The 11,956-nt window shown below is 57.3% G+C and carries 9 protein-coding genes; 5 read left to right on the top strand and 4 right to left on the bottom strand.

Annotated features, from left to right (window positions below; all coding sequences use genetic code 11):
* Nucleotides 1-16 precede the first annotated feature (16 nt).
* Both MKFW12EY_RS15680 and MKFW12EY_RS15675 read left to right on the top strand, forming a co-directional pair.
* Nucleotides 17-622: an ABC transporter substrate-binding protein gene (locus MKFW12EY_RS15680; RefSeq protein ID WP_054763210.1), complete on the top strand. Its 606-nt coding sequence runs from the start codon at nt 17-19 to the stop codon at nt 620-622.
* Between the two features lie 20 nt (nt 623-642).
* The gene (locus MKFW12EY_RS15675) at nt 643-1,653 is read left to right on the top strand and encodes an MlaA family lipoprotein (RefSeq protein WP_221053340.1); all 1,011 of its coding nucleotides are present in this window, start codon (nt 643-645) and stop codon (nt 1,651-1,653) included.
* A 42-nt stretch (nt 1,654-1,695) separates the two neighbouring features.
* Here the strand turns inward: MKFW12EY_RS15675 and MKFW12EY_RS15670 are convergent, their stop codons facing one another.
* The 4 genes from MKFW12EY_RS15670 to MKFW12EY_RS15655 are packed head-to-tail and all read right to left on the bottom strand — an operon-like array spanning nt 1,696 to nt 5,255.
* Nucleotides 1,696-2,211 (bottom strand): adenine phosphoribosyltransferase, encoded by a 516-nt coding sequence (locus MKFW12EY_RS15670; RefSeq protein ID WP_054763211.1) that lies wholly within the window; start codon nt 2,209-2,211, stop codon nt 1,696-1,698.
* Between the two features lie 14 nt (nt 2,212-2,225).
* Nucleotides 2,226-4,088: a 1-deoxy-D-xylulose-5-phosphate synthase gene (dxs, locus tag MKFW12EY_RS15665; RefSeq protein ID WP_221053339.1), complete on the bottom strand. Its 1,863-nt coding sequence runs from the start codon at nt 4,086-4,088 to the stop codon at nt 2,226-2,228.
* A 47-nt stretch (nt 4,089-4,135) separates the two neighbouring features.
* Nucleotides 4,136-5,029, bottom strand: a complete 894-nt coding sequence (gene ispA / locus MKFW12EY_RS15660) for a (2E,6E)-farnesyl diphosphate synthase (protein WP_064020938.1) — start codon at nt 5,027-5,029, stop codon at nt 4,136-4,138.
* On the bottom strand, nt 5,022-5,255 hold the full coding sequence (locus MKFW12EY_RS15655) for an exodeoxyribonuclease VII small subunit (protein WP_054763113.1): 234 nt from the start codon (nt 5,253-5,255) through the stop codon (nt 5,022-5,024). The genes ispA and MKFW12EY_RS15655 overlap by 8 nt, the downstream gene beginning before the upstream one ends.
* A 292-nt stretch (nt 5,256-5,547) precedes the next feature.
* On the opposite strand from MKFW12EY_RS15655, the gene MKFW12EY_RS15650 reads away from it, so the two are divergent.
* The 3 genes from MKFW12EY_RS15650 to parE all read left to right on the top strand — a co-directional run bounded on the left by MKFW12EY_RS15650 (nt 5,548) and on the right by parE (nt 11,956).
* Nucleotides 5,548-8,580 carry a DEAD/DEAH box helicase gene (locus MKFW12EY_RS15650; RefSeq protein ID WP_054763114.1) on the top strand — a complete coding sequence of 1,011 codons (3,033 nt, stop codon included), beginning with the start codon at nt 5,548-5,550 and terminating at the stop codon, nt 8,578-8,580.
* 583 nt (nt 8,581-9,163) lie between these two features.
* The gene (locus MKFW12EY_RS15645) at nt 9,164-9,661 is read left to right on the top strand and encodes a phage tail protein (RefSeq protein WP_221053338.1); all 498 of its coding nucleotides are present in this window, start codon (nt 9,164-9,166) and stop codon (nt 9,659-9,661) included.
* A gap of 402 nt (nt 9,662-10,063) precedes the next feature.
* On the top strand, nt 10,064-11,956 hold the full coding sequence (gene parE, locus MKFW12EY_RS15640) for a DNA topoisomerase IV subunit B (protein ID WP_221053337.1): 1,893 nt from the start codon (nt 10,064-10,066) through the stop codon (nt 11,954-11,956).

Here is an 11,956-nt window from a genome sequence, read left to right as displayed (position 1 = left end):
AGGTTTCGATAACGTTATGTTCCACAGAATGTATTGCGTACTGAGCTTGCTGGTGTTGCTGGTGTTTTCTCCGCTGGTGGCGGCGGAAGAACAGACCGCCAGGCAGGTGGTCGATGAGTTTCAAAACGAATTGCTGGCGATCATGAAGCAGGGCAAGACGCTCGGCTTCAGCGGCCGTTACGACAAGCTGGATGTATTGGTCAAAAAGAGCCACGATTTGCCGAAGATCGCGCGTATCGTGGTCGGCAAACAATGGGAAGAATTGACTCCGGAACAGCAGGAAAAATTGGAGACCGTTTTCAGTCGCCTCAGCGTTTCCGCGTATGCGCATAACTTCAAAGACTTTTCCGGGGAATCGTTCAATTTCGTCTCGGAAGAGGAGACCGGCCGCGGCGGCGTGGTGATCCATACCAATTTGGTAATTCCCGGCGAGAAGGACGTCAAATTCGACTACATGATGAAGAAAAAGGACGATGGCTGGCGAATTATCAATATAATAGCGGATGGTGTCAGCGATTTGGCCTTGAAAAGATCGGAATATACCAGCGTTTTAAGCAGGGAAGGTTTCGACGCATTGATCGCCAAAATCAACGAAAAAATAGAAAGCTACGCGAAACAATAGTTTGCCAGGAATTGTGAGTAATGTTTAACCCCTGTAATCAAGGTAAAAGCCAAGCCTGTCTGATGTGGGCCATGCTGTTTTCCGGCGCGTTATCGGTCGGCGGTTGCGCCAGCACCGAGCCGAAAGATCTAGGTACCACCAATATTGCCGAGCCCAAATCCAATTCGGTCGATCCGTACGAAGGATTCAACCGCTCCATGTACAGTTTCAACATGGGGTTGGATAAATATCTGCTGAAGCCGGTAGCCGACGGGTACAAGTTCATTACTCCGGATTTCATGGAAACCGGCGTGACAAATTTTTTCACCAATTTGAAAGGTATCAACGTCGTTTTGAACGATTTTCTGCAAGGTAAAGTTAGCCAAGGGGCGTCCGATACCGGCCGTTTTTTGACCAACTCGACCATTGGTTTGTTGGGCCTGTTCGACGTTGCCAGCGGTTTTGGCATGCAGGGCAACGTCGAGGATTTCGGCCAGACGTTGGCGGTTTGGGGGGTCGATCAGGGCGCTTATTTGGTGCTGCCGATTTTAGGTCCCACTACAATTCGTGACGGCTCAGCCAGTATTCTCGACAGGGCGGCTAACCCTGGTACTTATGTGCCTGGTACCGGCATTGTTGAGGGTATCAACGACCGGGCCAATGCCGAAGGTGCGTTGAATTTTATCGACGAAGCGGCGTTGGACCCTTACGTCTTTACTCGCGAATCGTTTTTGCAATACCGGCAAAATTTGGTCAACGACGGCAAGCACTCCGCCGAAATTTATGATATCGACGTCGAAGACGCTATCGGTGGCGAAGCCAAGCCGGCAAAATCCGAAAAAGCGGCGGACAAAGCTAAATCTTCAAACGGAAGCGACTTGCTGGGGCCTCAATCCAGTCTGAAACCGGTTGTGGATAGCGCCGCGGCCGAACCCGACGCATTCGACAATATGTCCCGCTCGTTCGCAAGAGCGGAGTCTCAGTTCGAGCAAGCCTCGGCAAAGATGGATGAGTTCAGCAGTAAAAAAAAAGTTCGGCGTAAACGCCGTTGACTTTGTTTAGAGACGCACGGAAGCGTCTTTCGATTCCTTGAATTAGTAGTGCAACAGGGAGTGTACTTCGTAGCCTGCCAGTTTTTCTCTTCCCGCCAAAAAATCCAGTTCCACCACAAAGGCGCAGGCAATGACCTGGGCGCCTAATTTCTCAATCAGGTCGCAACTGGCTTTCGCCGTGCCGCCGGTTGCCAGCAAGTCGTCGATCAGTAACACTCTATCGTCGCTGTCGACGGCATCGATATGGACTTCCAGTTCCGCCGAGCCGTATTCCAGATCGTAAGAAACGCTCTGAACGTCGTAAGGCAGTTTGCCGGGTTTGCGTAGCGGTATGAACGGAATGCCCAGTTCCCAGGCTACCAAGGAGCCGAAAATGAAGCCTCTGGCTTCCATACCGGCTACCGCGGTAATGTCCCGGCCCAAGAACGGGTGCAACAGTTGGTGTACCGACAAGCGCAGCGTGGCCGGATCTTTAACCAGCGGCGTAATGTCTTTAAAGATAATTCCGGGTTTTGGGAAGTCGGGAATATCGCGGATTTTATTACGTAAGCGGTCCATTTATCACCTCGTTATCAAGCGCAGAACGCTTCAATCTGTTGCATTATGCCCTTGGCATCGAGTGCGACCAAGCTGAGCAGTTCCTCGCGAGAACCTTGCTCGACGAAGCGGTCGGGCAGGCCGATATTCAACACCGGCATCAGAATCTTCTGTTGTTGCAAGAATTGCAATACCGCACTGCCGACGCCGCCGGCCAACACGTTTTCCTCGACCGTGACGAACACGTCGTGGGTCTTGGCCAATTGCAGGATCAAGTCTTCATCGATCGGTTTGACGAAACGCATGTTGGCGACGGTGGCGCCCAGTTGCTTGCCGGCTTCGCTGGCCGGTGCGACCATGCTGCCCCAAGCCAGAATCGCAATCCGCCCGCCCTGGTGGCGAATCTCGCCCTTGCCGATTTCCAGTTCGGTTAACGCAGGATCGATCGCCGCACCGGGACCCTTGCCGCGCGGATAGCGCACCGAGGCCGGGCCGTTATGCTTGAAACCGGTGGTCAGCATCTGCCGGCACTCGTTCTCGTCGGCCGGCGCCATCACCAGCATATTCGGAATGCAGCGCATATAACTGTAATCGAACGCCCCGGCATGGGTCGGGCCGTCCGGACCGACCAGACCGGCTCTATCCAACGCAAACAGCACATCCAGATTCTGCAAAGCCACGTCGTGAATCAACTGGTCGTAACCGCGTTGCAAAAAGGTCGAATAAATCGCCACCACCGGCTTGGCGCCTTGGCAAGCCTGGCCGGCCGCCAAGGTCACCGCGTGCTGTTCGGCAATCGCCACGTCGAAATAACGTTTCGGAAACTTTTGCGAAAACTCGACCAGTCCCGAACCTTCGCGCATCGCCGGCGTAATACCCAACAGCCGCTCGTCTTGTGCCGCCATGTCGCACAGCCAACGCCCGAACACCTCGGTATAAGTCGGATGCGGCGACGGCGCCGCCTTGGGCAAAAAATCCTTGGTCGGATCGAAGGCCGGTACGCCGTGGTAAGCCAAAGGATCTTTCTCGGCCGGGGCGTAGCCCTTACCCTTCTTGGTCACCACATGCAGGAACACCGGCCCGGTCAAATCCTTCAGATTCTCCAGCGTCGATACCAACATCTCCAGATCGTGACCGTCGATCGGTCCGAAATAATTAAAGCCCAACTCCTCGAACAAGGTGCCCGGCACGATCATGCCTTTCACATGTTCTTCCGCCTTGCGCGCCAATTCCCAGACGCTGGGCATGCTGGACAAGGCCTTCTTGCTTTCCTTCTTGACCGACGAATAAAACTTGCTCGATAAAATCTTGGTCAGATAATTATTCATCGCCCCGACCGGCGGCGAAATCGACATCTCGTTGTCGTTCAAAATCACCAACAGATTGGCATTGACATCGCCGGCATGGTTCATCGCCTCGAAGGCCATACCGCCGGTAATCGAACCGTCGCCGATGATCGCCACCATCTTCTTGTCCTCGCCGCGCAACTGCGAAGCGATGGCCATACCCAGTGCCGCACTGATCGACGTCGACGAATGGCCGACGCCAAAGGCGTCGTACTCGCTCTCCTCGCGCGACGGAAACGCCGACACCCCACCGAGGGTGCGGATCGTCGTCATCCTATCCTTGCGCCCGGTCAGAATCTTATGCGGATAGGCCTGATGGCCGACATCCCACACCAACTGGTCTACCGGCGTATCGAACACATAATGCAGCGCCACGGTCAATTCCACCGTGCCCAAGCCGGCGGCGAAATGGCCGCCGGAGATACTGACCGTGTGGGTCAAATACGAACGCACCTCGTCGGCCAACTGCGGCAGTTGCTCTTTCTTCAGGGCACGGATGTCGGTCGGGCCGGCAATGGTGTCGAGTAGCGGGAAGTTTCCGGAAGATGTCATGTTGTTATTATTTCCTTGGGGACGCAGGGCGGCGGGAAAGCGCTTGTCTAATGGGTGCGCTCGATGATGTACAAGGATAAATCCCGCAACAGGTCGGCTTCGGGGCCGAAATCGGCCAAGCTTGCCACCGCTTGTTCGTGCAATTGCTGGGCTTTTTCCTTGGCGCCGGCCAGACCCAGTAAGGCGGGGTAGGTCGGTTTGTCGTTATCGACGTCTTTACCTTGGGTTTTGCCCAGGGTAGCGGTGTCGGCTTCGATGTCGAGAATGTCGTCTTTGACTTGGAACGACAAGCCGATGCACTTGGCGTAATGGTCCAGTTTTTTGGCGGCGTCGGCATCCAGGTCCGGCTTCGATAGCGCCGCCAGATTCACGCTGGCTCGGATCAATGCGCCGGTTTTGTGGATGTGCATATTTTCCAATTCGGGCAGCGTCAGTTTGCGTCCGACCGAGCCCAAATCGATGGCTTGGCCGCCGACCATGCCTTGCGAGCCGCTGGCGCGGGCCAATGCGGCAATCATTCTCAGCCGCGCTTCCGCGCCGGCTTTGATGGCGGCGTCGTTTGCCAAGGTATCGAAAGCCAGGGCTTGCAATGCGTCGCCGGCCAAGATCGCCGTCGCTTCGTCGAAAGCCTTGTGGCAGGTCGGTTTGCCGCGGCGCAGATCGTCGTTATCCATCGCCGGCAAGTCGTCGTGGATCAGCGAATACACGTGGATGAACTCCACCGCGCAGGCCTGGGCGTCCAGCTCGTCTTCGCTCAGGCCCACTGCCACGCCGGTTGCATAGGTCAGCAAAGGCCGCGTGCGCTTGCCGCCGTCCAAAACGCTGTAGCGCATCGCCGCATGCAGCGTCTGCGGCAAAATGTTTTCGCCCGGCAGCCTGGCATCCAGCGCGCGTTCGACGCGGTTTTGGCAGGCGACTAAATATTCTTTCAACTTACTCATCGGTGAATGGCTCCAAAGTTTGCTGGCCGTTTTTTTCTAATAAAATCTGCACCTTCTGTTCGGCGTCCTGCAAGGCTTGCTGGCAGGTGCGGGTCAAGCCGACGCCGCGTTCGAAGAATTTCAACGATTCTTCCAGCGTAATATCGCCGCGCTCCATCTGCTCGACCAACTTTTCCAGTTCGGCCATGGCTTCTTCGAATTGGGCAGCGTTTTTGCGTCTCGTCATTGGTATGCGCGGTTATGCTCGAAAAAATGACCGAGCATTATAGTATGTTTTGCCGGCCGATTGAGTCCGGATTGGCGATCCGGCATTCGGCCAACGCTAGTTGCGATTGCGGACGAACTGGCGGAGGCGTTTGCTATTCGTTGATTAGCGGCGGACTGGTGAGCCCGATGTAACGGTTTCAGCCGGCCCGCGGCAAGCAGCGCGGTGGCGTCGCTGGCAGCGGATTTAAGTTTTGCCTGCAGTTCCGTCCAGTTAGAATCTCGGACATTCCGAAAACTGTAATCGACCTGCGATGGACAACGATATTTACCTCTACGACACCGAACGCCTGCACGCCATCGCCTCGGACGATTTGATCAAGCAAGGCTTGCGCTATTTCAACGATAACCGGGTGATTGGCGTCGCGCGGGAAGAGGAGCGACTGACGGCTCAGGTCGAGGACGAAAACGGCGAGCAATATTGGCTGGAACTCGCGAACGACGGCGACGGCAATCTGTTGGTGGGCTGCGATTGCCATCCAGAATCCACTGCCTGCGTCCATGCCGTCGCCGCGCTGTATGCCTATGCCGACCAGTTCGCGGCTATCGACACCAGCGGCCTGGATAGCGCGGTGGACGAGGCGATACAAGAGCGGATCAAGAAGGGCCGCAACGAGGTCAGGGTTAAATTGCTGAGCGGCAATCTGGGTTTCGGCACCTGGCAAGCCACCTCGTTGGTGTCGGCGACGCATTGGCAGCGCTCCTACCAGGTGCAGATCCGTTCGCTGGACCAGCGCGTCAATTACTGCACCTGTCCCGATCTCGCCAGCAACCGGCTCGGCACCTGCAAGCATATCGAGGCGGTGCTGCATCATGCCCGCAAGCAGCCGCATTACCAACGCCTGAAGGACGCCGGTTGCCGGTTGTCCTTCGTCTATCTGGCCTGGGAGTCGGCGACTAGGCCGGTGCTGAAACTGCAACGCCGCGCCAGTCTGGCCGGAGACTTGGCGGCGCTGCTGGCCGAGTTCTTCGACGAACAAGACCGCTTCTCGGGCCGCCTGCCGGAGGATTTCTTCCGCTTCTCGCAACTCGTTTACGGCCGCGAGGATTTTCTGCTCGGCGACGATGCCGTGCAATACGTCCGGCAAGTCGCCGAAGACGCGGCTCAGGCGCTGCGTGGCCAGGAAATCGCCCGGCAAATCAAGCAAGGCAACGGCGTGCTGCCGGGGTTGAAGGTCAAATTGTTTCCGTATCAGGTCGACGGCGTGGCGTTTTTGGCGGCGCGCGGCCGGGGCTTGCTGGCCGACGACATGGGCCTCGGCAAGACCTTGCAAGCCATCGCCGCTGGCAGTTGGTTGGCCGAGCACGAAGGTGTCAAGCGCATCCTGGTGGTATGCCCGGCGTCGTTGAAACACCAATGGGCGCGGGAGATCGCCAAGTTCACCGGCCTTTCCACCCAAATCGTCAGCGGCGGCCCGGAGCAACGCGGCGTGCAATACCGCGCCGACGCGAGCTTTTTCATCCTCAACTACGAATTGGTGCTGCGCGACCTGAGTCTGATCGGCGAAGAACTCAAACCCGACTTACTGATCCTCGACGAAGCCCAGCGCATCAAGAATTGGCGTACCAAACTGGCCTCGACCGTCAAACTGATTCCGGCCCGCTACGTGTTTGTGCTCAGCGGCACGCCGCTGGAAAATCGCCTGGAGGATTTGTACAGCCTGCTGCAACTGGTGGACGCGCGGGTACTGGGGCCGCTGTGGCGTTGTTTATTGGATTTTCACGTCACCGACGAGCGCGGCAAGGTCATCGGCTACCGCAATCTGTCGGAACTGCGCCGCCGCATTGCGCCGGTGTTGCTGCGCCGCGACCGTAGTCTGGTCGCCGACCAGTTGCCGGACCGCACCGAGGTGACGCTGGACATTGCGATGTCTGATGCGCAATGGGGTTTGCACGAGGCCGCCATGCACGCCGCCGGCCAGATCGCGCAAATCGCCAAACGCCGGCCGCTGACGCCGGGCGAGAGCAATCGCATGTTGGCGGCATTGCAACAAGCGCGGATGGCCTGCAACGCGGCGGGACTGGTGGACAAGGAAACCGTCGGTTCGCCGAAACTCGACGAATTGGCGCGCTTGCTGGAAGAGCTGTGTTTGCAAAGCAACCGCAAGGCCGTGGTGTTCTCGCAATGGGCGCTGATGACCGAGATGGTCGAGTCGCTGGCGCGCGGCATGGGCCTGGGTTGCGTGCGCCTGCACGGCGGCGTGCCGAGCAGCCAGCGCGGCGAGCTGATGGAGCGTTTCCGTAACGACGACTCGATACAGGTGTTCATTTCCACCGACGCCGGCGCCACCGGCCTGAATCTGCAGGAAGCGACGGTGCTGGTCAACCTGGACATGCCGTGGAACCCGGCGATTCTGGATCAGCGCATCGCCCGGATTCACCGTCTGGGCCAGAAACACAAGGTGCAGATTTTCATTTTGCTGGCCGAGGATTCCTACGAGCAGCGCGTCGCCCAGTTGGTGAAGGGCAAGCGCGATTTGTTCGACAACGTCATCGAGCCGGATGCCAGCGAAGACGTGGTTGGCCTGTCCAAGAAAATGCTGGAAAGCCTGGTCGACGATTTGGCGGGCGGTGCGCCGGCTGACGATGCGGCCAGGGTGGAGGCGCCCGAGCCGCTTGTGGTTCCGGAAACCGAAGCGGAACAGCCTCGTCCGGCTACCGTCCATGTGCCGACCGAAACTGGCTCCGACGACGAAGACAGCGTTAGGCTGGCGGTCGCCGGCATCCAGACCGCTTTTGGCGCGCGCATCGAACGCGTGCTGGCCAAGGCCGGCGGTTTGCTGGTGGTGGTCGAAAGCTGGCGGGAAGGCGACGACGAAGCCGCCGAAAACTTGTCCGCCGGCGGCCTGCCGGTCGCGGTGATCGACCGCCGCACCTGGCGCGGTTTGCTGCGTTTGGGTGGCGCCTCGCCGTTGGCCGAATCGAGCACCGTGTTCGAAGCCGCCGCCGAGCCGGCGCCGGTCAATCCGCTGCACGAGACGGCCATGCAAAAACTGCGCTCGGCGCAAGTATTGCTGGAACAACAGTGCACCGCAGGCGTGATGGATTTGCTGGCGTCGGCCCTGCTCGACAAGGTCGCCGCGCTGGCCGGGGCGGACCGCGCGCCGCCGGTCAACGCAGCGGCGGTCTGGCTCTACGCCGACATCGTGCCACGCGGCCTGTTGGAGGCCGAGCAGGTCACGCTGGTTTTGCAAGCCGTATCGCTCAGCCAAAGTCCCAGCCTTCCCGAACCACTGCTGCGCCAGGTGGCCGCCGATGCCGAGCGGTATTTCAGTATGCTGGTTTGACCGCCGCAAACAGTAGAGGCGCGACCGCCTAGCTTTGTGCGGGCGAGTATTAAGAAATCCGGCTTGAGTGAAGCCCCAGCAAAAGCCCCACTCAAGCCAAGCACGTCCGAAATTTCCAGTTGCAATGGGGGGCGTTTAAGCGGGCAATGCCTCTTTATGAACTTGGATTTGCCTGTATCTCTATCCAGTTTCCGCCAGAACCGCTCTCCGCTTACGCCATTATTCGATAGCTTTTACGTCGCTGGGTACGAAGGGTCAGCAAGCCAGACCAACTAACCTCTCGAAGTTTTACGATATTTCGTGCAAAAAACGATATGCCGTGGGCGATAGACTGTATTGGCGGTGTTGTTTGTCGATGGCGGTTTAAAAATAATTGTTTTTATTCAATGGTTTATTCTGTTTTTGCTCCGATTTTCGGAAAGTGGCATTCCATTTGCGACTACAAGTCGAAGTTCATCGATTTTTACGACAGATTGTTTAAACATCGGATCGGTGGCTTTCTTCTAAACCAAATTATCGAACCGTTCGGCCGCCGCTAAGGCTTAGCCGGATAGTTATTTACCAAACTTTTTGAGGATATGTCATGAAAACAACTAGCCGTTTTATCAGCGTTTTATTGGGTGCGCTCATGGTTTCGTCAGCCAGCGGCGGCGCCGTTGAGAATGTCATAGATAATGCCGCCCCGTTGGTCTATTACGAATTCAGCGCAGGCGGTATCACCACTTATTTCACGGATTGCAAAGGCATGGGTTCGCAGAACGAAGTGGAGCAAACCAGGGTTAGTGCGCGCGGAGAGAACCTTACAGTTAAGATACCCGGACGCTTGTCGGTTAAAAATATTACTTGCAGCAAAGGTTTGACCAAGTCGATGGATCTTTGGACTTGGCGACAACAGTTTGTCAGCGGACGGTCAGCCCGGTCGCGGGTCGATGCGACACTGATCGCCTATGACCAGGCGATGACACCCATTGCGGAGTGGAGCTTCAATGGCTTGTGGCCGGCATCGATCGATTTCAACGACACGACGCCCGGCAAAGAAACCATCGTGTTTGCCGCCGACCAAGTTCAACGGCTGCGCTGATCGAAATCGGGTCTACCGCCAAGACCGATATAGTTGGCTCCCCATCACAATAAGCAATAGGGCTCTGGAAAATGCCGTTAGTCCGGCTTTTCGCAGAGCCTTTCCTTATCTGCCAAGGGCAGGCCGATAACCGCGTGTGATAGATTCATGCGCGTCGAATGCAATGGTGGCCGTTTCAATCCGAAAAACATACCTTTAACCTCGATCACACCCATTCGATAACGGCTAGCAATGTGAGTTGGAATTCGCGCAACTGGCTGTTGCACCGGCCAGGGTGCTTATGAATTCAGTGGTTCCGGCTCGCGCTCACCGCTACGAACATTTGCCCGTAGCCTCCGTTGCGCGGTTGGCTTGGCATATAATGGCCGGCCGACACTCGTTCATTAACTTTGACAAGACACCATGACCCAAGAATACAACGCCGCCGCGATTGAGGTGCTGAGCGGCCTGGACCCGGTGCGCAAGCGTCCCGGCATGTACACCGATACCACCCGGCCCAACCATTTGGTGCAGGAAGTGGTCGATAACAGCGTCGACGAAGCGCTGGCCGGTTACGCAAAGTACATCGAAGTGACGTTGTATAAAGACGGCTCGGTCAAGGTCGTCGACGACGGCCGCGGCATGCCGGTCGATATGCATCCGGAACAAGGCATTCCCGGTGTCGAGGTGATCCTGACCCAACTCCACGCCGGCGGTAAATTTTCCAATAAGAATTACCAGTTCTCCGGCGGCCTGCACGGCGTCGGTGTGTCGGTGGTCAATGCGCTGTCCGAGAAATTGCTGGTCGAGATCAAACGCGGCGGCGGCGTTTACCAAATGGAGTTTGCCGGCGGCGATAAAGTCGGCGAATTGGTGCAAACCGGCAACGTCGGCAAAAACAACACCGGTACCAGCGTGCATTTCTGGCCGGACCCCAAGTATTTCGATTCCAACCGGGTCTCGGTCAGCAAGCTGAAGCACGTATTGCGGGCCAAGGCCGTGCTGTGTCCGGGGCTGAAAATCGTGCTGGTGTCCGAGCTCAGCGACGAACGCTTGGAATGGTGCTACCAGAACGGCTTGCAGGAGTACTTGCTGGACCGGGTCGGCGATGCCGAAATCTTTCCGCAGCCGCCGTTCATGGCCAACATGGTCGCCAGCAACGAGGCGGTGGAGTGGGGTATCGTCTGGACGCCGGACAGTCTGCCGGAGGCGGTCGCGGAAAGTTACGTCAACCTGGTGCCGACCGCGCAAGGCGGTACCCACGTCAACGGCCTGCGCGCCGGTTTGACCGAAGCAATCCGCGAGTTTCTGGATTTTCGCAATCTGCTGCCGCGCGGCGTCAAGATCGCGCCGGAAGACGTCTGGGAAAATTGCCATTTCGTGCTGTCGGTGAAACTGGAAGATCCGCAATTCTCCGGGCAAACCAAGGAACGCTTGAGTTCGCGCGAATGTGTGACTTTTGTCTCCGGCGTAGCCAAGGATACCTTCAGCCTGTGGCTGAACCAGCATCCGCAGGAAGGCGAGAAAATCGCCGAGATCATCTTGGCCAGCGCCCAAAAACGCTTGCGCTCGGCCAAGAAAATCGTCCGCAAGAAAATCACGGCCGGGCCGGCCTTACCCGGCAAGCTGGCCGATTGTTCGGCGCAGGATATCAGCCGTACCGAACTGTTTCTGGTCGAGGGCGATTCGGCCGGCGGTTCGGCCAAACAGGCTCGCGACCGCGAGTTCCAGGCCATCATGCCGTTACGCGGCAAAATCTTGAACACCTGGGAAGTCGATTCCAACGAGGTGATGGCGTCGCAGGAAGTGCACGACATCGCCGTGGCGCTGGGCATCGAGCCGGACAGCGACGATCTCAGCAATCTGCGTTACGGCAAAATCTGCATCCTAGCCGATGCCGATTCCGACGGTAACCATATCGCGACCTTGATTTGCGCACTGTTTTACAAGCATTTCAAAGCCTTGGTCGAAGCCGGCCATGTGTTCGTGGCAATGCCGCCGTTGTACCGTATAGACGTCGGCAAAAAGGTGTTTTACGCGTTGGACGAATCGGAACGTTTGGGTGTGCTGGCGCGGATCGAAGCCGAAAAACTCAGCGGCAAGATCAATATCCAGCGTTTCAAGGGTTTGGGCGAAATGAATCCGTCGCAACTGCGCGAAACGACGATGAATCCGGATACGCGCCGGCTGGTGCAATTGACGGTGCCGGACCACGCCGAGGCGTTTCAGCAGATGGATCTATTGCTGGCAAAGAAACGAGCCGGCGACCGTAAGATCTGGTTGGAAGACAAAGGCAATTTGGCGGAGATTTTGTAA

Source organism: Methylomonas koyamae (assembly GCF_019669905.1).
Taxonomy (GTDB): Bacteria; Pseudomonadota; Gammaproteobacteria; order Methylococcales; family Methylomonadaceae; genus Methylomonas; species Methylomonas koyamae.
Note: the sequence above shows the minus strand (reverse complement) of the source record. Positions and strands in the feature narration are given on the sequence as shown.

Coding starts and splice junctions, on each gene's coding strand:
- MKFW12EY_RS15670 (WP_054763211.1), bottom strand. CDS start 2,211: ATGGACCGCTTACGTAATAAAATCCGCGATATTCCCGACTTCCCAAAA.
- MKFW12EY_RS15680 (WP_054763210.1), top strand. CDS start 17: ATGTTCCACAGAATGTATTGCGTACTGAGCTTGCTGGTGTTGCTGGTG.
- parE (WP_221053337.1), top strand. CDS start 10,064: ATGACCCAAGAATACAACGCCGCCGCGATTGAGGTGCTGAGCGGCCTG.
- MKFW12EY_RS15675 (WP_221053340.1), top strand. CDS start 643: ATGTTTAACCCCTGTAATCAAGGTAAAAGCCAAGCCTGTCTGATGTGG.
- MKFW12EY_RS15655 (WP_054763113.1), bottom strand. CDS start 5,255: ATGACGAGACGCAAAAACGCTGCCCAATTCGAAGAAGCCATGGCCGAA.
- MKFW12EY_RS15645 (WP_221053338.1), top strand. CDS start 9,164: ATGAAAACAACTAGCCGTTTTATCAGCGTTTTATTGGGTGCGCTCATG.
- ispA (WP_064020938.1), bottom strand. CDS start 5,029: ATGAGTAAGTTGAAAGAATATTTAGTCGCCTGCCAAAACCGCGTCGAA.
- MKFW12EY_RS15650 (WP_054763114.1), top strand. CDS start 5,548: ATGGACAACGATATTTACCTCTACGACACCGAACGCCTGCACGCCATC.
- dxs (WP_221053339.1), bottom strand. CDS start 4,088: ATGACATCTTCCGGAAACTTCCCGCTACTCGACACCATTGCCGGCCCG.